General features: G+C 35.9%; 28 protein-coding genes. 11 read left to right on the top strand and 17 right to left on the bottom strand.

What is annotated here, in order from left to right; translation table 11 throughout:
• The first annotated feature begins 28 nt into the window (after positions 1-28).
• The 8 genes from IW16_RS26780 (at position 29) to IW16_RS22440 (ending at position 4,141) form a co-directional block, all read left to right on the top strand.
• Complete coding sequence (locus tag IW16_RS26780; protein ID WP_165572028.1) at positions 29-184, top strand: hypothetical protein; 156 nt, start codon at positions 29-31, stop codon at positions 182-184.
• A gap of 93 nt (positions 185-277) precedes the next feature.
• Positions 278-691: an SMI1/KNR4 family protein gene (locus IW16_RS22470; protein WP_034750059.1), complete on the top strand. Its 414-nt coding sequence runs from the start codon at positions 278-280 to the stop codon at positions 689-691.
• A gap of 128 nt (positions 692-819) precedes the next feature.
• Positions 820-1,347 carry a hypothetical protein gene (locus IW16_RS22465; RefSeq protein ID WP_034750056.1) on the top strand — a complete coding sequence of 176 codons (528 nt, stop codon included), beginning with the start codon at positions 820-822 and terminating at the stop codon, positions 1,345-1,347.
• A gap of 94 nt (positions 1,348-1,441) precedes the next feature.
• Positions 1,442-1,843: a hypothetical protein gene (locus IW16_RS22460; RefSeq protein WP_034750053.1), complete on the top strand. Its 402-nt coding sequence runs from the start codon at positions 1,442-1,444 to the stop codon at positions 1,841-1,843.
• Between the two features lie 319 nt (positions 1,844-2,162).
• Positions 2,163-2,804: a hypothetical protein gene (locus IW16_RS22455; RefSeq protein ID WP_034750050.1), complete on the top strand. Its 642-nt coding sequence runs from the start codon at positions 2,163-2,165 to the stop codon at positions 2,802-2,804.
• On the top strand, positions 2,797-3,471 hold the full coding sequence (locus tag IW16_RS25935) for a hypothetical protein (RefSeq protein WP_051890625.1): 675 nt from the start codon (positions 2,797-2,799) through the stop codon (positions 3,469-3,471). Before IW16_RS22455 ends, IW16_RS25935 begins: the two co-directional genes overlap by 8 nt.
• 30 nt (positions 3,472-3,501) lie before the next feature.
• Positions 3,502-3,765 carry a hypothetical protein gene (locus tag IW16_RS22445; RefSeq protein ID WP_131327964.1) on the top strand — a complete coding sequence of 88 codons (264 nt, stop codon included), beginning with the start codon at positions 3,502-3,504 and terminating at the stop codon, positions 3,763-3,765.
• A 16-nt stretch (positions 3,766-3,781) separates the two neighbouring features.
• Positions 3,782-4,141, top strand: a complete 360-nt coding sequence (locus IW16_RS22440; RefSeq protein ID WP_034750045.1) for an RNA-binding protein — start codon at positions 3,782-3,784, stop codon at positions 4,139-4,141.
• Between the two features lie 265 nt (positions 4,142-4,406).
• On the opposite strand, the gene IW16_RS22435 is transcribed toward IW16_RS22440, so the two are convergent.
• Entirely contained in the window at positions 4,407-4,958 is a 552-nt protein-coding gene (locus IW16_RS22435; protein WP_034750042.1) for a hypothetical protein, read from the bottom strand.
• Between the two features lie 209 nt (positions 4,959-5,167).
• Here IW16_RS22435 and IW16_RS22430 point away from each other — a divergent pair, with 209 nt between their 5' ends.
• Complete coding sequence (locus IW16_RS22430) at positions 5,168-5,899, top strand: transglutaminase-like domain-containing protein (protein ID WP_034750039.1); 732 nt, start codon at positions 5,168-5,170, stop codon at positions 5,897-5,899.
• 1 nt (position 5,900) lies between these two features.
• Here IW16_RS22430 and IW16_RS22425 read toward each other — a convergent pair whose 3' ends face one another.
• The 11 genes from IW16_RS22425 to IW16_RS26770 form a co-directional block, all read right to left on the bottom strand.
• Positions 5,901-6,881 carry a hypothetical protein gene (locus IW16_RS22425; protein WP_034750036.1) on the bottom strand — a complete coding sequence of 327 codons (981 nt, stop codon included), beginning with the start codon at positions 6,879-6,881 and terminating at the stop codon, positions 5,901-5,903.
• Positions 6,874-8,466, bottom strand: a complete 1,593-nt coding sequence (locus IW16_RS22420; protein WP_034750033.1) for a hypothetical protein — start codon at positions 8,464-8,466, stop codon at positions 6,874-6,876. Before IW16_RS22420 ends, IW16_RS22425 begins: the two co-directional genes overlap by 8 nt.
• Before the next feature lies 1 nt (position 8,467).
• The gene (locus IW16_RS26775; protein WP_165572027.1) at positions 8,468-8,635 is read right to left on the bottom strand and encodes a hypothetical protein; all 168 of its coding nucleotides are present in this window, start codon (positions 8,633-8,635) and stop codon (positions 8,468-8,470) included.
• Positions 8,622-9,491 (bottom strand): hypothetical protein, encoded by an 870-nt coding sequence (locus IW16_RS22415; RefSeq protein ID WP_034750031.1) that lies wholly within the window; start codon positions 9,489-9,491, stop codon positions 8,622-8,624. Before IW16_RS22415 ends, IW16_RS26775 begins: the two co-directional genes overlap by 14 nt.
• Before the next feature lie 24 nt (positions 9,492-9,515).
• Complete coding sequence (locus IW16_RS22410) at positions 9,516-10,064, bottom strand: hypothetical protein (protein WP_034750029.1); 549 nt, start codon at positions 10,062-10,064, stop codon at positions 9,516-9,518.
• Positions 10,065-10,111: 47 nt separating this feature from the next.
• Positions 10,112-11,614 carry a hypothetical protein gene (locus tag IW16_RS22405; protein WP_034750027.1) on the bottom strand — a complete coding sequence of 501 codons (1,503 nt, stop codon included), beginning with the start codon at positions 11,612-11,614 and terminating at the stop codon, positions 10,112-10,114.
• A gap of 20 nt (positions 11,615-11,634) precedes the next feature.
• Positions 11,635-12,210: a hypothetical protein gene (locus tag IW16_RS22400; protein ID WP_034750024.1), complete on the bottom strand. Its 576-nt coding sequence runs from the start codon at positions 12,208-12,210 to the stop codon at positions 11,635-11,637.
• Positions 12,211-12,279: 69 nt separating this feature from the next.
• Entirely contained in the window at positions 12,280-13,071 is a 792-nt protein-coding gene (locus IW16_RS22395; RefSeq protein ID WP_034750021.1) for a hypothetical protein, read from the bottom strand.
• Positions 13,068-14,618 carry a PAAR-like protein gene (locus IW16_RS22390; protein ID WP_034750018.1) on the bottom strand — a complete coding sequence of 517 codons (1,551 nt, stop codon included), beginning with the start codon at positions 14,616-14,618 and terminating at the stop codon, positions 13,068-13,070. The genes IW16_RS22395 and IW16_RS22390 overlap by 4 nt, the downstream gene beginning before the upstream one ends.
• 91 nt (positions 14,619-14,709) lie before the next feature.
• On the bottom strand, positions 14,710-16,593 hold the full coding sequence (locus IW16_RS22385; protein ID WP_051890623.1) for a type VI secretion system Vgr family protein: 1,884 nt from the start codon (positions 16,591-16,593) through the stop codon (positions 14,710-14,712).
• A 327-nt stretch (positions 16,594-16,920) separates the two neighbouring features.
• The gene (locus IW16_RS26770) at positions 16,921-17,094 is read right to left on the bottom strand and encodes an RNA-binding protein (protein WP_165572026.1); all 174 of its coding nucleotides are present in this window, start codon (positions 17,092-17,094) and stop codon (positions 16,921-16,923) included.
• 204 nt (positions 17,095-17,298) lie between these two features.
• Here IW16_RS26770 and IW16_RS22380 point away from each other — a divergent pair, with 204 nt between their 5' ends.
• The gene (locus IW16_RS22380) at positions 17,299-18,162 is read left to right on the top strand and encodes a putative phage abortive infection protein (RefSeq protein WP_034750015.1); all 864 of its coding nucleotides are present in this window, start codon (positions 17,299-17,301) and stop codon (positions 18,160-18,162) included.
• A gap of 15 nt (positions 18,163-18,177) precedes the next feature.
• Here IW16_RS22380 and IW16_RS26210 read toward each other — a convergent pair whose 3' ends face one another.
• From IW16_RS26210 to IW16_RS26765, 5 genes are all read right to left on the bottom strand, one after another.
• Positions 18,178-18,339, bottom strand: coding sequence for a DUF2158 domain-containing protein (locus IW16_RS26210; RefSeq protein ID WP_084694601.1), 162 nt, complete (start codon positions 18,337-18,339; stop codon positions 18,178-18,180).
• 34 nt (positions 18,340-18,373) lie between these two features.
• Positions 18,374-18,763, bottom strand: a complete 390-nt coding sequence (locus IW16_RS22375) for a hypothetical protein (protein WP_034750013.1) — start codon at positions 18,761-18,763, stop codon at positions 18,374-18,376.
• A 291-nt stretch (positions 18,764-19,054) separates the two neighbouring features.
• Positions 19,055-19,279 carry a helix-turn-helix domain-containing protein gene (locus IW16_RS22370; RefSeq protein ID WP_034750011.1) on the bottom strand — a complete coding sequence of 75 codons (225 nt, stop codon included), beginning with the start codon at positions 19,277-19,279 and terminating at the stop codon, positions 19,055-19,057.
• Between the two features lie 62 nt (positions 19,280-19,341).
• Positions 19,342-19,638, bottom strand: a complete 297-nt coding sequence (locus tag IW16_RS22365) for a hypothetical protein (protein WP_131327963.1) — start codon at positions 19,636-19,638, stop codon at positions 19,342-19,344.
• 437 nt (positions 19,639-20,075) lie between these two features.
• A complete protein-coding gene (locus tag IW16_RS26765) occupies positions 20,076-20,276 on the bottom strand; it encodes a hypothetical protein (protein ID WP_034750007.1) in 201 nt (66 codons plus the stop codon).
• 54 nt (positions 20,277-20,330) lie between these two features.
• Between IW16_RS26765 and IW16_RS25930 the strand changes: the two genes are divergently transcribed.
• Positions 20,331-20,867 carry a hypothetical protein gene (locus IW16_RS25930; protein WP_051890621.1) on the top strand — a complete coding sequence of 179 codons (537 nt, stop codon included), beginning with the start codon at positions 20,331-20,333 and terminating at the stop codon, positions 20,865-20,867.
• Positions 20,868-21,251 lie beyond the last annotated feature (384 nt).

The following is a 21,251-nucleotide window of genomic DNA, read 5'->3' as shown; positions in this document are numbered from 1 at the left end:
ATAATTTCTCCATTTTCTGATCATTTTTATGAGCCATCCAAAAAAGAGTTCTTACCCGGATGCTAAAGAATGGAAATTCGTTGGAGGCAATGAAGACAAAAGCTTACGTTTACATAATTTGGGTAGAACAATAAAAATAGAACATTATGTAGAACCCACTGATGAATGGAGTTTAGAAGAGTAATTAAAAGATAAATAAATGATAAAAATGCATAAGCGAACTTCTATTCTAAAAATAAAAAACCGTTTTAAAGATTAACTAACTAAATATAAGAATATGATTAGTTTTGAGATAGAAAATACACCTATCACACAAGAAGAGCTCAACGAGTTTGAAGTAGAAATAGGATTATCCTTACCCCAAGATTATAAAGCACATATGCTAAAATGGAATGGAGGATCTCCATTAAGTTATTACATGTATTTTGGTGGATCAGATGGCGGTATCAATCTTTCTTATTTTTTTCCGATAAAATATGGAGACTCTATTCAAGTAAAAAAGAGTGATTATTTACCGGAAAAATATATTAGTATTGGCAAAACAGATACTGGATATCTCGCGATGTCTTTGGATGAAGCAAATTACGGAAGTATCTTTGTACATTATTCAGAAGTGGAATTAGAATTTGTAGCGTCCTCCTTTACTGAATTTATAAAAGGATTGGAAGATTATACTGATATTTTTGAGTAAAGTAAAATGGCAGAAATAAAAATCAAAAATAAACTAGTTGAGTAGGTTTGATTGATAATATTAAACCACACTTGTGAAATAACAGATAGTAATATTTGGATGAATAATTTATTTAGCATAGAATAGCAATGAAAGCAGTTAAAGAATTATTAGATTTTTTATTTAAAAAAGAACAGGAAACAATCTATTTAGGTGGAAAAAAAGGACAATTTGATAATTATAATCAATTGGCTGAGGAAATAAAATCTTATATGAATGATATTACTGTTGGTTTTGGTTTACCTACATTAATAAACCCTAAACCAGATATATTTTATGAAGATAATCCATCATATCCAGCTTCTCGTCATTTATTCAAAATAAGTGAATATACTCATGAAAAATATCATACAGTTTGGGCAAGTTATGTTTCTATTCCTAATCCAGGCACTGGCACAAAAAAGCTGACAAATTGTTTTTTAGTGGCAGAAATAGAACGGAATCTAAAAATAATAGCCAAAATGGGTATTGCGCCGGATACACGCCAATGGAAATTTTATGGAGGTGATGAAGACAAAAGCTTACGTTTACATAATTTGGGTACACCAGTAAAAATAGAGCGTTATGTAGAACCCACTGATGAATGGAGTCTAGAAGAGTATTTTAAAGATAAATAAATCATAAAAATAGATAAGCGAAGTTTCTGTTTTTAGAAGTTTCTCATTTTTATCTCCAAAAAAACCGCTATATCTTGTAAAAAAAACTAAACCTATGAAACTGACTATTTCTTACCACCTTGAAGAAAACCGATTTACACTGTATGTAGAAATGACTAACGATACCGATAAAGACCGTACTTTTTACTTTTATAATGAAACGGGTGGATTGGCTAGGAATGCGGTAAGGTTTTTCAATGCAAAGAATGAGCAGGTCGAGCCCTATGAGCGATCTTTTATGTCCCCGATCTATACCGGTGATGATGTACCCGCTGATCTATTGGCTCCCAGTGAAACCGGACATTTTGAATTGTCGGCTAAGATTGTAGAAGAAGATGGAGAAATGCTTTTATCTTTCAAAGGAATTTCATACAGGATCGTAAGACATGAAAAATTTTATCTTACTTTTAATTTTTTAGGCGGAATATCTAATTTGCTGGAAGTAGTGGTGGTTTAATCTGAATCATGTATCAAACTGTTTAAGCTATTTTATTTACATGCAAATCGAAGATTCAACGGAGGTAAAAGTCACAATGGATCTTTAACGCTTTAGTTATTTTAAGTTTCAAGCTTTGCGGATATCAAGTACACCTAAGTTTTTTGAAAATCATTGATTTTCTTCTAAAGAACTTTTGTGTGCGGTAGGATATTAAACTTTCTTAAGTCTACTCAAGTGTTTTAAAATAAAAGCATGTAGTAAAAAGAAAGTTTGTATTTTTAAAATCTGGTATTGGATATTTTGGGTACTATTCAAACCACATATAAAAGCTAATGAAATGAATAACGAATTCCATGAACTCCTGTATTACTACAATGAAGAAGGATACGAAGGCCACGATTTGAATGAAGTACAGCTCCTTAAAAAAATAGATTTTGACCGGGTTCAACAATTAAAACATCTTCTTCAGCATGAAGACCGGTATATTGCGTATCAGGCAATGCTTATTTTACTCGCATGGTCTGTACCGGAAGGATTTCAACTCCTTGATCGTTTCATTGCCGAAAAATGGGACGAAAAAGAAAGCTTTGAACCTCACAGACTCCATGATGAAGACAATGGGTATGATGTGATTACCGATGCATTATATATTTCAACATTCAACGGGAAAAGCGAACAGGAGTTATATCCTTATATCAGGCAATTTTTAGAGCTGTATGGCACCCGGTTTTTTGAATCTCATCTAAAGGCCTTTCTCTTACAGAAAGACTGCAGCCCACTTTTAAAGCAAATAGAACAGGCCATGCAAACTGCCCTGGAAAACAAAAGGGATTACCAGGCCAGCCAGCTGCTTCCCGTACTGGTTCATTATGACAAAAATATAGGGAGGAAATACCTGGATGTTTTTAGACCTTTGATCGGTCAGGATAGCCGGATTGCTTATAATATAGAAGAAGCAGAGAAAAGTTTCAATGGATAAGAACAGACCAATGTATACAGATTTAGAAGACCGGTTAACCAAAAAGTACTACCGTGAAATTGTTGAAAAAGCTTTAACACAGGCAAAAGAAGAATATGAACAATTCCCAAATAGTTCCCTGAACATTTCTTTTTACAATCAGTTAATGGATATAAAGAAAACTGTAATTGAAGATCATACAGTGTACACGGAAGAGGAAGCTTATCAAAAATATCCAATGGCTGTAATGGTCGTAAGGAATTTTCTTGGCGAGGAAGCCGATTCAGAGTATGCTAATATGTTGCAGGATGCCGTTTGGGGAATCTCATTATATCCCGCTATGATGGAAAACATTGAAATCATTAAGCAGAAATTATATGATGGAGATGAAGCAGCAGGTGTAAAAGAAGTTTTTGAAATTGGAAATCAAAAGTTCAAATTCAGTGATTTTTATGACAATCCATTAAGAGAATTAAAAAAAAAAATAGGAGATAGGAGTTTTGGTGCCATTATTAAAGAATGCAAATTCAATTTCATCAATAGTTTTATTGAAAAGTATACCTCTGAAAAGGGGTTAGAAATTTATTATCTAAAGAAAAATGATGCATTCTACCTGTTTTCCTGTGGAGAATATCAGCCGGGAAGACACATGCTGTTTTTAGAAGGGGTTTGTTATAACAAGGCGTGAGGAAGTAGATTCACCCAAAATTAATACAAAATGATGTATTCAAAATCAATTGAAACAATGAACGGAAAAAAAATACTGGAAAAAAAAGAGTGGCACTATTATATTGATGAAGAGGGCAGCCATATTACAGTATCTGTTCCCATTGGTAAACCGGCTCCGGGATTCGATGTCATGTACACCCTGAACGAATCCGAGAAGGAAACCTATCTGCAGATAGGCCTTAAAGCTCTGGAAGAAAGGATAGAAGATATGAAAATGAACTTTTCAAACTATGAAATGAATTCGTGGAGGTAACAAAAAATTAAGTGATATGTATGCATTTTTAAACCTAAAGCATCAGGAAATCAGTGAGTCGACAGACGCAGAAACTGTTTTTCAAAAAACTGAAGAGGTTTTAAGCTTAAATAATTTTATCGCTTTCACAGATCCAGCGGTTTGCTTAGAGACCGAATTAAATTACCGGATAACATATTACGTCATCCATGACAGGGTCGTATATAAGGGAAAGAAGAAAATCATAAAAGGAAAAATTGTCCTTTCAACCAAAAAAGACCTGCTTGATTATGTCAGAAATCAGGATATAAGGCCCATAAGAATTATGCCTGAACAAAATGAAGATTTTGTCATTGTGATAACTGACGAGGGGAGTGCATTGTTATTTACAAAATAGAGTAGGTGATCCCCAAACCACGGCCCCTTTCGTCGTGGCTTAGCTGTTTTTCCGGTAAATCTGTTTTCTGATAGCTGATTTCCTTCCTAAAACCACAATAAACGATTCGTGCTGTAGCCGAGCGTGCATACAGCGTGTATCCGATAGGGAAGAATAGGCAGGATAATGATCCCTGGCAAGATTTTAAACTTTGCCAGGGATCAAAAATGACAATCTCCAATGTCAGGGAATTTAGAGATTAGGTATATTTTTTTAAATAATGCAGTTACTTTTTGGGTGCATTAAATATGACATAATATAAAAAAATGGGATACTTCTTAAACGTTTCTGTTTTACCGATCGTATATTCAGAAGGACCGAATATCTGAGAGAAATCAAGGATGGTGGAGGTTTTTACCGGAGATACAGCAATCATTTTTACTAAACTGGTAACGGCGGATTCTGATTCGTAGGTGAATAAAAGGGTTTTACGGTCTAAGCTGTATACTGTATAATGATAGATTCGTCCATTTAACTTGGTATCTACACCTGTATCATCAATTTTAGCTTTGTACATTAGTTTTTGGTTACCGTCTTCAGTGATGTAGATATCTGCATTTTTATAGCTTTCATCATATTTAAAGGTAACCCGATCATTCATTTTATAAAGATCAATTGCCGCTTTATCACCTCCCGGCATGACCTGCACAGCAGCGTCTTTAGGCATTTCCATAGGCCCTCGTTTTGATGGAGCCGCTGCTTTCTTTTTTTGTGCCGTTATGTTCACTGCTGAGAATAGCATTAAAGCTGCTGCTAAAACTAGTTTTGAGTTTTTCATGGTTTTTTTTGCAATGTTAAATAAAAATTATGGTTGTAAAAAAAATATATGATTTTTTTTTGATTGGTCCGGTTCTCCCATACTGTGGGGTACTTATTTTTTATGATGGGAAACAGAAGATAAACTGCCAGCGCGAGCATCTTTAAAAGAGGGTTTGCAATAGCATTGCATCCTCTCTTTATCTAGTTTTGTTCTGAAACAAAAGTCTTATGAAAAATTATCTTAAAGAAACAAATATCCTTGACTACTCAAATGCTTCCATACAAAAGCTGTTGGAGCAGAGAAGGTGGAGAAATTTGGATCATGTTTCCAGGGTGAAAGCCATTTACAATTTTGTAAGAGATGAAATAAAATTTGGGTACAACGTTTCTGATGATATTGTCGCATCACAAATACTGAAAGACGGCTATGGACAGTGCAATACAAAAGCAACTTTACTAATGACTTTATTGAGGGCAACTGGAATACCCAACCGTATTCACGGTTTTACCATTGATAAAACATTACAAAAAGGAGCAATAACGGGTATATGGTACAGACTTTCACCAAAAAATATCTTACATAGCTGGGTAGAAGTATTGATCAATGAGCAATGGTATTTCTTAGAGGGTGTGATTTTAGACAAACCTTACCTCACAAAATTACAGGAACAAAATAGGGATTGTAAAACTACATTTTGCGGTTTCGGAGTTTATACAGATAATTTTGAAAATCCCCCAATCGAATGGGATAACAACAATACGTTTATTCAGGATAAAGGGATCAATCAGGACTTTGGTATATTTGATACACCCGATGAATTGTATTCAACACATCAGCAAAAGCTCAACACTTTCAAACGCTTTATTTTTCAGAATATCGTCAGGCATATAATGAATAAGAACGTGGAAAACATAAGAAACCGGAAAGCCGTGAAAATACTGGATCAGCAACCTGTCTGAATTACTGAAATTCCCGTTTTTCCAACACACCTTCTTTATACATTTCAGTATAGATCAATGGTCCTTTTTTTCTTGTATTGAGGAGAGGTTCTCCCGTTTCGTCGTTATACTTCTGCAATAGTTTATAGAATTTCCATGTTCCAGCGGGCAAGCCATTTTTGTACTCGGCTTCCACATAAGTATAAGGATCTGTAAAGTCCGGATATTTTTGTAAATCCAGATATCCATTGGGTTTGGATTCTGTCCATTTTCCTTCTTTACTGTGATTTTTCACCATGCCCTGTTCTTCTTCATTTTTGTAAGGACCATCATGATCGTAGTATCTGGCCAATTTTCCTGAAGGCAGAATCTGGTATTTCTGTAATGGTTTTAAGGTAAAAGGACTTTCCGTAAATTCATAATCCTGTAGAGAAATGATATGATTTTTATCGATATTAAACAGGGTATAGTTGGCATATCCCATTTCTCCCTGATGGTTAAGATAAATTCTCTTCATGTCGATAAGCTTGCCGCGCTTCGTTGAAACTAAATATATCTTTTCAATATAAGGCTGTTCGTAGCGAACGGTATTGTAGACCGCCATAAAGTACAGTGAATGGTCTGCGGAGCACAGGAAACGAGAGGCTATTTTTATACGGTCATATTTTTCATTGACCGTCTTGCTGAATGGCAGAACAACATCGTATTCTTCAGGAAGCAGGACAAGATCTTTGTTAATTGCTTTTTCAAATTGTAATGCATTAAGCTCTTTCAATTTACTTTCATTCTGTATAACAGGCAGAACAGAATCAACGGTTAATCTTTTTGAAATCTCCGGATATCCAAATGGCAGCGTGATACAGTCCGCTTTATTGGTGTTAAAGAAAACTGATCCTTTAGCTGTTTCTTCTGTGCTTGCTGCCTTGTTTTCCGTTTGAGCCTTACTGTAGCAGGAAAAAAGGAAAAACAGAATGGTAAAATAGGCGATATTAATTTTAGGCATAGATATCTAATGTTGGGGTGAAACCGTGAATATGCAAGTGATTATTATGTCTTGGCGTAGCCGTATGGATGGTATGCGGTAACCGTGTATTGGCATTGTCTGCAGTACTGGCATTGGCGGCGTTCGAAAAATTCTCTGACCGCCCCAATATAAATCCAAAATCAAAAAGGATATTTCGAAGGATGACCTCATTATCATAATCAAAATTTGCGGCACTAAGGGTCGTATTGGTTCCGTTTTGCTGAGTCGTCAGCAAATTCAGATCTCCAGCTTCTCCGTTCACATGTTCTGCGCTGGGATAGCACGATGCATCAGAATAAGAAAAACCCTGAGATACGATATAGTGATTGTGGCCTTCCTGTCTGAACTGTGCCAGTGCCCCTAAGAAACCTGCAAATAGATCCGGTTGAATGCTTCTTCTCCTCGTATGCTGAAATCCATACCGGATCATCACCCCATTCTGGTTATAATTGAATGCTTCAAAAATCTGTGGTCCTACACCTTCATTCGCTAAAATATCCATATTGACCAAATCTACGCTTTCTGCTAGATTGGTATACCATTTATCGGTGGCTCCGTCACCAAGGGTTCCGTTGGAATACACCAATAACTGATGAGCATCGATCTGTTCTCCGGCTGCTCTGTTCGCTGTGAAATCTATGGTGTCCAAAAGAGTCCCTCTTTGAGCCAGCGGCGGTATAGCATTCACTCTTCTTTTTCTGGTGACACTTTCTTTAGCTCTGGCACAGATCCTGTGTTCAGTATCGTTTTGATCGTAATAGAAAAAGATCACTTCAGGAGAGTGGGCATTCCGGACTTTCTGAGTTCTTCTTCTTTTTTCCGGATTGGTGCTGATTACCTGTAGAGTATTGTACGTATTACTTCCGTGATAAATGGTATATATGTTTTTATTGACCACCCTGAATCTTCCTGCATCAGTATCCAGGAACGTACCTGCCCCATTGACTTCCTGTTCTGCATTTCCGTAGGCACAGGGATTATTGTCTGTTCTTTCTACTGCCACTTCCAGGTTGATCGTGCGATCTCCCAGTCTTCTGGTCCACTCATCAAAAGTGGCTCTTCCATCAGGTCTCAGCTGCAGCTTGATAATGGCTTTATTGATATGGTCTGCCTGCAAATTGGTGTAATGAGCATGGCTGCCATCTTTGTTGTTAAGAGCGTCAAAATTCCCAACCTGTACGGTAAACATCCTCTGAACCTCATATCGGTTAGGAGATACAAAACGCATGAGTTGTAAGGTGTCTGTATTTTCGGTCATGGTGTTGGCAGACGGTCTTATCACGGCATCTATATTCAGGGAGGCCATATTGCTGGTCTCAATGATCAGATACACTGTTTTTCCCAATATAGAATCATAGGGAATTTCCACATTGTCTTGATCACGCTGTACGTGGGCAGAATCGATTTTTGTAAAACTGACCCTTGTTCCATTGTCTGCTGTCACTTTTTTGGCAAAATAAACGTCACTGATGCGCTGCAATGAGTCATCGGGAGTATCCGGAGCCGCGGGGCCGTTCAAAGTTTGGGTCTGCCCGGAATCTGTTATTGTAATACGTGTCGCCATATTAAGAGTTTTCTTTTTTTAATAGGGGAGTGTTAGGTATTTCCTGACGGGAATGATCCGTGATTTTATCTTCCTTAAATGAAAATGAGGTCAAGCTCAGAACGCCAAATTCTTCATCCAACCGTTTCTGCAGTTCTTCAATCCATCCTGGTTTTTTACAGTTCTTCATAGCTTATTTCTTTTATATGATAGATGATTTTCTTTTGGTAATTTTCTCCCAGGGAAAATTCTATGGTAAGTTTATGCTCCAAAACCTCTTTGGTTGTAAAATCCAATAACATCTGACCTTTATATTTGTCCAGTGTGGGAACATCGGTCTCACGATGATAAGCCACCTCCTTTCTTTTCATTTCCCCGTAAAACATTTCCCAGTTTTTATCTGAAGGAATACTGCCGGTATACTGTAAGAGCAACAACTCATCATCACAGCGCATAGCCTCCGTTTGCACACTCTCTTCTATATCTATTACGGTATTGGCCATGAAATTACGATATCGTACGCTATGCTTCACTGTATCTTCCTGCTTATATCTTCCATAGAATTTATGAAGGATCATTCCAAAATGATTGTTCTTTAAAAAATCCTCACACACTAAATTTTCCTTTTGGTAAAATTCCTTTAAAAACCGATACGAATCTTCTGCATGCTTACCCACATAAGATCTGGAGAGCTTTTCTACCGTTTTTTCAACTCTGTCCTGAAGGATCGGTAATCCCTGTAAGCTTTTTAAACGGCCGTATTCGTCTGTTATCATCACAACATCGTTATTGATATCCGCAATTCTGTCTAAAAAATTTTTCTCGGACAGGGAGAGTTCTTTATCCCTGTGAACCCGGTCAAAAATTTCGATATGGTATTCAAACCTTTCCTGTTCTAAAAGCTTCAGCGTAACATGAAAATTTTTGTTGAGCTCGCTTCTGTGAGTTTTTCCATCGATGGTGGTATATTCATTATAGGTAGAGCGATAAAACTTTTTCCCTTCTACAAGGTTTAATTTAATATCTATCGGAAATACTGGCTCCATAATTTTTCAGACATTTACAACTTGCTACTGCCACTTAAATTTGGCATTGATTTTCTTTTTTTCCAGACATTCTTCCACACTGTAGTTTGAGGGACACAGGAAGCAATTCTTATCGGAACTGATAAAATACTGATTCAAATTAATTTCCTGATTTGGGAGCAATACATGATTTGCATTTTTATCACATATTGAAGTGGCAGGGTAATCAACATAATCGTTTTCAGCAATTTTATGATGATTGACAGAAGAAGTGATTTGGCTTATTTTAGTAATTACAGTATTGTTTTTATTTTTTCCAATCCTGAAAACGTAGGCGTCAGAACTGTAACGGCTGTTATATTTGATCACAAAACCGTCTTTCGACTGCGCTGTTACGAGCTCATAGTCTTCCTGGAAAATACTTTTACTGTTAACCTTATTCAAAGAGACAGGAACCCTGAAGGTAAGATTCTTACCCTCAATTTTTACTGTTCTTAAAGCATAGCAGCTATCACACTTAAAATCGGTAGCCTGGTTGATCAATCCTACTTGTTTCTTATTCTGCAAAACCGGAGTTTCGTTGTTCACAGACATACTCTGGCAGCTTTGCAGAGAATAAAAAAGGAGGAAAAAGAGGTATATTATTTGTTTATGCATTCTGTATCATATTTAAAAAATTCTCTGGTCCATTTGGTATAGTTCTTTCTTTCAGCGACATTCGTTTCTCCTCCATTAATAGCCTTTGTTACCTTGGTAACATTAGCATCCTCTAATCCTTCATCCATTGCTTTAATAGTTTCGTCTTTGTAAACGGTGGAAAACCAGCCGGCAGAATTAAAAGCATGGAATAAATTTTCAGAAATGTTTTTAGCATAGGTCTTTAGTTGTTCATAAAAGGCTTCATCGAGACCTTTTTCCCGGGCTTTAGGTCTGTTTTTCACACACTCGCCAACGCTTTCATAACCTGATCTGAATTTCATATAAGTTTCTGAATGTGTAGTGCTGTTGACATAGTCATAATAAGCCAGATAATTATAATCATGGGTTATCTGCTTCATTCCTCTTCCCTGAAATGCCACACCGCCTTTATAATTATCCGGGACAGAGTCTCTGCTTTCGAAGGTGTAGGTAAAGCTTATCGTCTCCAGATACATCTGGCCTAAGAAATGAATTTTTCTTTTGCAGGTTTTAATCTCGAATTTCTTAAACATGGTATTCATCTCATCGGTAAACAGTTTTATTTTATCTCTGTTTTCAGAGATCTTTCCGCTGGTAATGCCGATAGCGAGTATTTTTTCTGTACCGCTGTTAAAAAACGAATCTCTTTTTGATTTGTAGTTTTGCTTGTCCCTTAAATGGTAAATTAAGTCTATCATCTCATCAACAGTGATATCTCTGTTGCAGTAGCACGGAGTTCCTGTGATCTCAAACCTTTCGCCGTCTTTGTTTAAAAACTCATGCGTATCATCCGGAAATTTAATTTCATCTTCAGTTCCTGTAACTTCACCTTTGAAATATAAAAAAGCGTTTACATCTTTCCTTTTACTGAACTTTTCTATCAGTTTCTTTAGATCGTCATTAGTCTTAGGGCGTAAGGTGATTTCCTTAGCATAAACCATTGTTCCGTTGATCGTGAATTCAATTTTACTTTTCTCCTCCTCTCCATCTAAAAACTTCACAGGATTTTCATAGACGTTTTCTGTGTTTTGCAATTTATTTTCATGAATCTCCACAGAGAGCTTTCCGGTGGTTCCCTGACATTCTGCTACGACCCATACTTTCTTTTTAACGATGGTTTTATCTATTTTTTCATATTCAACGACAGGCTTACCATCTTTCATTTCCTGTGCTTCCTCTTCCCAGGTAATTTTTACCTCTTCTTTTGCTTTCAATTTTACAGAATCTTCTTTATCGGCCTCGATGTTCCGTCTTCCTTTCTTTTCATACTTCTTTTTCACATCGGATACCAGCCCGCCGCTTTTGACGGCATAGGTTTCTTCTTTCTTTTCCCAGGTCATTTTAGGAACCTGTTTGGCAAAATATATTTTCACAACATTCACTTCATGATCTACCTGGTGGGGTATATCATAAACCTTTTGATTGGGATTTGCTGAATAGTCGTCTTTTTGCTGTTCTTCACTCATGCCATTTAATTTTGAGCTAATTATTGAAAATCATCTGATTGGGTATACTTTGTTTTCAAGTCTTTAAGTACTTGTGCCTTTAACTTTGTGGGCAGGTTTTTTAATGTAATGTTCAGATTATCATTGATCTTACATGTATTGTCCTCTCCGCAATAGTATTTGATGTCATACAGATATTTTTTATGGTTGTAGAATATGATGTAGGAGACTTTGGTATCATTATCCCAGTTCCCGCAGTACGTAAAAGGGATGAAGACTGCCTGACGTTTATTGATGTTATAATAAGATATATTGTTGGTTTTTAAATTGATGAGACCGGATTGTGCATAGGGGTAATGATAAACGATACTGTCGCTGTACTTTTTGTTTTTAACAGCGGCACTGATGATGGTTACAGCTCCGTCAAAACGTTCTTTTTCAGAGTTGCAGGGATTAATTACTTTTATGGTAAGTTTATTTGACATTGTTCCGTCTTTAAAATTCTTACTGACAATCAATGAATCCTGATAATAGATTTTCAAACTGTCAGGAACAGTTTTTTGCCCGCAAACAGGGATGAAAAAGAATACGATAAAATTGGTTGCTAAGCTTTTCATTTTTTATATAATACATTGCTAATTCATCGTCTGTATATACTGTTTTCTAAATGTTTGAAAAATATTGATCTACCAACATAATTGATCTGATACTGCATATTCTGTACATTGATCAATGGTTTTCAGTTTGCCCCCAACAATTTTATTTTTATAAAGAGTTCTTTCTTTGGTATCACTCACTCCTGTTATTAAGTGTTTCCCTGTTTTGTCCCATCCATAAAAAGCGGCTTTATCGAAAAAATCGGACATAAATATAAACTTGTTCTCTTTTTCAGACCATTTGTAAAATTGATACATTTCATTGTCTCTCATAGAGCTTGAAAGATCAAGAATAAGAAGGTCTTCATATCCATCATTATCCACATCAGTTACTGATATAAAATTATAATCTTCATTACGAAAAATCATTTTTTTCTTATTGACAAAATCATTTTCTTTAAAATCTTTACTCTTATAATAATCATAAGTATTATAATATGAATTCTTATTGATCACTTGCCAATGCTGAAGTTCAACAGTTCCTTCTATACATTCGTAGGCAGACTTAGGCAAAAAGCTATTGGTGTCTTCCTGTATTTCAGCAATAGTATAATTTTTTCGTCCTGCCAAATTTTCAGACTTCGAAAGTCGCAACCGAATGTCCATCTTTTTTTTATTGACTTCCAGCGGAATGGTTACCACATATTGCAAAGGAATACTCAATGTATCTACATATTTTTGAATACTTTGATTCTTGGAAGACGTAGGTATTTTACCATCAATCTCCGTAGAATCAATTTTTGCTATATTAATTGAGGTTCTTTTGGATTGATTTCTCGCACAGGAAATCAACAGTATTAGTATTAAAATGTAATTTTTCATTCAGTTATATTGCTAATCTTTTCAACATAAGAAATTTTTATCCCTTTATATTCTTCATAATTTTTAAAAGTTGCATTTCCATTACTATCAATATTCGTTAAATAATGTCCGCCATTATATAGTTTTATAAATTCAGCATCTAACAATGATTTAACAGAAGAATTATCAGCTTTTTGTGGCATATATTTATTTAAATATGAAAGTTCTGGAATAGTTGTTGGGCACCATTTATAGGTGAGGTTTCCTTCTTTTTGCTCAGTTGGTTTTACCAAATAATTGCTTTTTTTTAATAATTTTTCCAAATAATCTTTAGCCGCGTCTAACTTTTCCGAAATCTTTTTGTCCATCTTTATGGATAAGTTTTCCTTCCAATTCCAAATATAATTGGGGTTCTTGTTTATTCTTGTAATATAATCTTGATCCGTTTTTTTTCTTTTTTCATAACTGAAATCTATTTGGCATATTCCCCAACCATCTGGTTCTCCATAGTTTGGTATTCCTTTGCTTTCAAATACTCTTCCAGAAGGTCCATATACTGCTTCTTTTCTATTTTTCCCTTTTCCCACAAACTCGGGATCCCAAAATTGTCTTACAACTGGATGAAATTCACTACCTGATTCGTGAAGAATCATTCTATATACTGGCCAATATTTTAAATATCCCTTATCATTCATATATTTTTTCACGACTTCCTTCGTAGGATTTTTCCCTCTTATATAAAACTGGAAAGTACTTAAAACAGAAGTTTTTGCTTCATTCCATATCTCCACAGTTGCAGTACCTCCTCTAAATAGTCCACGAAAATCAACATCCCATTTGGTTTTTCCTTTATTGGCAATCATATAAGCGGCCCCACCATCAGATCTTGCAGGGAAATAATCAATATCATTTCTGTTATAGAGCGGTGCACTTGCCTCAAACTTAAATGCTGTCTTTAATCTAAACCTTAAACTTTTATGTATACAATCCTTTCCTATAAAAACTTCAATTCTTATTTTCGGCATTGCAGGTTCCGGCGAAATAAATACGAAAGATTCCGGATCAATTTTTACATCATTATAATAAACAGAAACCGTATAAATATTATCCTCTGGTGTTAAAACCTGTTCCACCATAGGAATCGGTGGAGCTACGGCCGAATTAAATTCAGGATTACAATAGATAAAAGATTCTTTCACCAGAGCCGTTTGTTTTTGAATAGTGGTACTTCCTAAACTTTGCCATGGACTTAATTTGATAACGCTCATACAGGGTGGGGGAGACATATTTCTTGCGGGCCATTTCGGGTGTCCGCAGTTTCCTTTGAACTGAAGATTTACCATATTGTTTCCGTCACCCTGTGTTGCAAATATCTTATTCTGAAGGTTTATTTCGTTTGAGGTCACTTTAAGTTCTCCGGGTGCCTGAGCATAGGGACATTTCAACGTGGCCCCATGCATGACCATTTCTCTTTTTTCTGAAGGAGAATCTTCGGTGGATTTTTTTTGTTTTTCTGCTCTTTTTTCAGAAAGTTTCTGATCGTGCGCTGAAGTATTCTGAGCTTCCATGTGTTACTGTTTTGGATTGGATTCAATGGTTAAGGCGGAAATCATATTTGCAGGCAGTAATGAAAATCTGCTTTCATCGCCTGAAATAAATTTAGCCTTTACTTACTTTAACGTCTTTTCCTCCCTGGAATACAGCCAATGATGATCCTCTGAGTTTTAAATCGCCTTTAGAGGTCTGTATATCGGCTTCTCCGGAAGTGCTTTTAAATTTATTACCGGTGCTTTCTGTTTGATCCTGCTTAACGGTAATGTTTTTGTTTTCAGAAGTCTGAGTGTATCTCTTGGTGATAGATTCGGTAAGGTCATTTCCGATATTCAGGCTGCTGTCCTGCCCAACTTTAGTGGTCATATTCCTTCCCACGGAAATATGCATATCTTCTCCTGCCGTAAAGGTCATATTCTTTGGTGCGGTCACATTAATGTTACCCTGACCATCCATAAAATAAGTATTTCCGCTAGGATCCTTAATGGTGACACTTTTATCTGCATCGTTCATTAAAACCTTAATGCCGCTTCTTGTCTGTATAGATTTCAAATGATTGTCCACGCCTCCGCCCAGACCTACCTGGCCATGAAACATTCCACCCATGGCAAATGGGAAATCGGGATTGTGGTATTCAAATCCCACCATCACCTGATCGCCAATTTCAGGAACGGCTACAAAGCCCCTGTTTTGGGCTACGGCATCTGTTCCTCCTGCATCAGGGCTCATCATTCTGATAAAGTGGGTGGTATCATTTAACTGCCAGTCAAAGCGGACCTGTATTCTGCCCTGATTCAAGGGGTCTACATTGGATATCACAGTGGCTACCTGCGGTTCTGCTTTAGGCATTTCAAAATCAGGTTTTGGCATGAAACCGGTCCCTTCGGCAATCGCTTCAAAGCTTCCTGTATAATATCCTCTTGCATCTACTTCGTGGCTCACCTCTGTAATCATAAGCGTTGTAAAATGCGAGGTATCATTGCTGTCTGTTTTTCTCATGGCCAGATCTGCCACACAGCCAATATACAGGAATGGAACAGTTGTGTGTCCTGAAACGGTAAAAACCTCTACTGCCTTACTTCCCCTTGCACTCTTCTGGGAATCGTCCACATCACGGAACATATTCGCATTGATTGGAGTAGGGGTCAGTGACCGGGTCGTAAAAATAGAGTCATTCAGTTCATAGGCTTTGGAAGATAATTCTCCCAAATGTCTGATGCGGTCATCAACACCCACCATTTTCGTATGGTTGCTGCTGTTGTAGCCAAAGTATTCCGGTTTGGTGTGAACGGCTTTCAGCTCAACATTCACGTCATTTACATTGCTTCCATAGACCAGCATGATAGGTTTTTCAGAAGCGGGGAGTTTTCCGAAATGAAGGATTTCCCCGTCATAATAAAACTGTTCTCCGTAGGCTTCTGCAATCCTTGTCAGGTAATTGTAATGGGTTTCGTTGTATTGTGCACTGTAGCTGATGTAGCTTTTGTTTTGGGTATCTATCCTGAAATCGAATTTGTTGGACCCTAAGGTCTCTTTGATAATCCGGTCTGCAATAATATTGGTATTCACCATTTGGCCTCCTCCGAAACTTTGGGTATGAGGTGCAGCATCCATCAGAATCGTGGGGCTTTTTCCTTTTAGGATGATATTTCCCAGACTCATTTTTTCCTGGCTGAATGCCACTTTGGTGATGAGGCCCACAAATGTTCTTTCGGGGCTTTCGTTTTCAGCATCTTTATATTTAAAAACAACGGTGATTCTTTTTCCTAAAAACTTTTGGGCCTGTTCAAGGTTGTGATTCTGTACTTCGCCTAAAGAGTCATGAGCCAATACCAGTTCGAAATCATGGTGCTTTCTTGCACTCTGTTGTAAACGAAAGTGTTTAAAGTGATTGACAGCCTTGCCCTCAACCACAATTTCCAGTTTTACCACACGGTTAATGCCCGCAATATGGTTTTCTGAAACTTTCTCAGAATTTGAGGTGTTTTTCATAATATATTGTGCGTTTTATTTGGTATTATGTCACCGAAGTTAGAGAAAAAACAGACTACTCAATTTAAAATTGTATTAAATCTGAAAAATTGTAGTAAAACTACGATTCGCCAAAAATCCGCCTTAAAGCAACTTTAAATGCATGACCTGAAAATGAACCGTCATCAACGGTGATGAAGCCTCTGAATGAGGTGTTTTCTCATGCCGTTTCAAAGAAATTCTTCCCATTCATGAACCGCTCTGGTTCCGGTTTGTTTCATAAAAAAGCCCGCAAATAGTTTTTGCTATTTTGCGGGCCATGTATTTTCTCCTGTGCGGTATTTTGTTTTAATCCGGTTGAGGATATAGGGGAGGGCAGCTGTGACGACGGTCGCATCTGGTATCATAAATCTCGCATTGTCTTGGGGTACACATCGGCTGCGTTAAAATTGGACCACCTCCAAAAATATTTTTCAGTTCTCCTTTGGTGAGTTTTTGTGATAGGTTTTTTGAGTTTTTCATAAAATAAGGTGTTTAGTTTTTTTGTAAAAAATGTAGAGACAAGATACGGAAATAAATGATAGGGGAATGAGTTTTGAGGGATAAATCTTGATTTAGGGATTTATTTGTTTTGGTTCCCTTGCTGCTACATGAATCCTTCCGTGTGATTAGATTTTGGTTGTTGCAAAGCCTTTTCTATATTTGTTCAAAACTAATAATAGATATATGAAAAACGGGAATTGGGTATTTTGGACTTTTGGAATAGGGTCTGTTGTTTTTATGGGAGTTACATTATACCTTAATTATAGTTATGCTGTAAAATTAGGAATTCAAAGTCAGGGATTGTTTGGCGATATGTTCGGGGCATCAAATGCTTTGTTTACAGGGCTGTCTTTTGTAGGTGTTATTATTGCTATTCTACTTCAACGACAAGAGCTTAAACTTCAACGAAATGAACTAGAATTGACCAGAAAAGAAATGGAGCAGACGCGTGACGAATTTGTCACACAAAATTATACTTTAAAACTTCAACAATTTGAAAATACATTTTTCCAAATGCTAAAGATGCTTGAAGATATTGTTAAACGACAAAAACATTCTGAAATCAATAATACTTTTACTGGAGAAGAAGTATTTGATATAATGTTCAAAAATTTCTATAGCGAAAAGTTTAATTTTGTAGTAAAAAAACAAAAAATTGATCAATTAGAGGCTCTATATAATCGAGAGATTGTTGAATCACAATTTAATTTTTTAACCAAAGATGAGGTGCTTTATATTTTTAATCAAGCAAATAAAGATCTATATCGGAAATTAATGCCATATATTTTACATATTGGCTTAATGTTGAAATTATTACACGATTCAAGTATAAATAATAAGCAAGTTTATGCCTCTATTTTACAATCACAACTTAATGATGCTCAATTAAAATTTATTCTCTTCAATTGCTTACGAGATAATGTGACAAATGATTTCTATGATCATGTTTTAGAATTCACTATTTTAAAAAGAGAAACTTTAAATAGTATCATTGATGAACAATTACGAAATGATTTAGAAATTCTACAAAATAAAACAGCCCCTTAATTGGGGGCTTTATTTTTACAGTAAATCTAATTGATCTTCAGAAAACGTTCCTTCTTTGAGTTCATTTCCTACAAACCAACTACAAACCCAAAGTCCTTCACCAAGGTCACTTTCGAATTTAACGGTCATTTCGGGGCCTCCTGATTTTAGTTTCACTTTGATTCCTTCTTTAATCATGTTTTTAAATTTTATGGTTAATATTAATTCCCTGCTAAGTTAATTCTTTTCCTTTAAGTGCGAAGAAAAGGTTTTGCAATTGGTGAACGTATTTTATTTCTAATTCATCGTCGTAATTTCCTAATTTTACTACCCATCCTTTTGATGGTTTGCAAATGAAAGCTCTATGAGAAATACCACTATCTAATGTGTACTCAAATTGCTCATGAGACTCATCATTTGGATCGTATCTCACTAGGTCCGAACTAAAGAATCCAAACTTCAAAAGCCATTCTTCATCCAAAGGAATAGGTATACAAACATCTGGATGAAGGTCGTTAATATATACAAGGTCTCCAAGATCATGAATAAGATATACATATTCTATGTTTTCATCTTTTTTATCCATTATATAATTTCCTATGCGTACTTCGTTTGTTTCCATTATTCAAATTTAAGTTATTCGAAGTTAAAATTCTTCAATTTTCCGCAAAAGAAGCTCTGTATTTTCAATTGTTTTAGGCTGAGGAATCTGATTAAAAACAGTCCCGTTCTTCGGTGATGCTCCGATAATAGTTTTGTCTTTGTGAACTATAAGCTACCCAATCTTATCTTCCTTCAGAAATATATGACAGTCGAATATAAAGAAATTTGCTTTTTGGTACATTTAAGTTCATTCGATGTTTCAGGAATCCATAATAACAATAAATTCCAACTCTCCTCAGGATTTATTCATTTATAAGTTTAAAAAATCAGATAAATTAAGCTTTCTTGCTTCACATATTTTAAAAAGTGTTTCAACAGGTATTCTATAGTTTTCTCCGCCTTTTATTTTTCTAATAGTGCTTTCTTCAACACCATGGTTTTTTGCAAAAGAAGTTTGTGACTTGCCTTCTTGAAGCCAAGGGATCAACCATTTATTTGTAATGTATGAGCAAATTTTTTCGTTTATATCTGTCATAGAGACAAATGAAATAATTAATAAATAAAAAATTACGGCCGATCGACCGTAATTGAAATATCTTAGTTAGGTATATTCATGCCATTTTCATCTTCAAATTCTTTGAAAAATTTTTCTAGTGAATAGCGTTCGTGTCTTAATATATTATAAATTGTCGACATCGGAACATCATATCCATCAGGAAGTTTCAATTTTGAAATAGTAGAAGAAGTTATTCCACAAAGTTTAGCATAGTTATTTTGCGAAATGATGTTATTTTCTTGATCATAATATATACGTAGAAATTTTGTTGCGATAAAATTGCATAAACGCTTGTTGAGTAGGGCATTTTTTTTATTAAAAATTTCTTTATCCTGCATATGCTTATAAATCATTCTTCAAATGAAAAGATTAAAATGAAATTTACTGTTCGTTATAGCGAATGATTTAGTTTTTTTTTATTACATTTGTACAATAAGCTACAATAAATGTAGCTTTGCGATACTTCAACGAATATTAGAAGCTATTGCTTAGAATCTCAATCTGAAAACTGGTAATTTAAAGTATACGAGACGATAAGCAGGAAGCTCACGACCTAGGCGTGGGTTCTCTCTCTTATCTGTATACAGGGTATACCAGTACCTCAGATTGGATATTGTAGAGTCCCATGCCGTTTTTATTTTCATGCAGTTCTGCATTCTACAATTCAATTTTTTTCTAAGCTTGCCCACAACATCAAGTATCATGACATGTTACAATGGGGTGTACAATCCATTGCGGCCTCACGGCTTTCAGAAAAACACAAATTCTATTATATTCATTTTGGACTTGTATGGGTGGGAAGTCCACGCATTGGCAGGGCTTCCTCCTTTACAGTCATTAAAAAACAATAGTACAGAAAACAGGTCGTATAAGACTGCTTACTTACAGAAGAATCAAAATAAAACTCAGCATACACGAGTATGCCGAAGGTTTCATAGTGGATAAAAGTAAGGTTCAATCCAATAAAGCCATTCATTCTGAAAAGAAACAATCCGATCCTTATAGAATTACTTTATAAAAATACAAACTCATGAAAAAGAATAGAACAGACTTTCGGTCCCGGTTTGGGGCAGTGGGAAAGAAACACTCAGGATTACAGCTGATGGAAACATTTTTTCAGCTCAATGATCTGGTTGCCTCTAAAGAGAAATTAAACAGGATTATGAATTATGCAGTAAAAAGAAATACCTGGATACAAGAAGATCCATCCGATATCTTTCTCTTTCGCCAGTCGATGCAGTCGTTCGTCCATGCAGGCTACCTCATTACATTGAAGAAAAAGAAAATAGCCAGCCATAGTCCGTTGGAAAACACTTCACCATTGCTTCTTGGGCTGCTTTCGGAGAAAGAATACAGAAACCCTCTGCTGGTCTTTAAAAAGGCATTCCAGGAATACAGCATAGACGAGTTTAATTATTTTATGTCCGGGATTATCTATTTCTCATTGGGCGCCTACGACCATGTACCGGAAAGGAATATGGTGAGCCCGTACATTCATCTCACGAAAATGCTGGATGCAGCGCACCTTATTCTTGAAAGAAGGGGAAATAGAGATAATAATGAATAATGAAAAGTGAAAAGTGAAAAATAATTTTGTAGACGCAAAGGATTCATTTGGTCATGCATAGTTTAAGAAGCAAAGAATGAATCAATCATGGATAGATTCGATTAAGCGCACGTTTTATGCATCCGCTTCATCCGCGACAGAGTCGCCTTCTTTGCTTTCCTTAAAACTGGAACATTCTGGAAGTAAAAACTTTGCGTTTAATAATAAATGCTTTGGTATCTGTAATAGTAGAAATTTTAATAGACGCAAAGGTTTATTTAAGCAATGCATAGTTTAGGAAGCAAAGAGATAATCAATCTATGATTGATTTGATGAAGCGCGCGTTTTATCCAGTTGCTTCATCAGCGACATAGTCGCCTTCTTTGCTTTCCTTAAAACTGGAAC

The sequence above is a fragment of the Chryseobacterium vrystaatense genome (assembly GCF_000737765.1).
GTDB classification, from domain to species: Bacteria; Bacteroidota; Bacteroidia; order Flavobacteriales; family Weeksellaceae; genus Chryseobacterium; species Chryseobacterium vrystaatense.
This window is presented reverse-complemented; position numbering and strand designations above follow the sequence as displayed.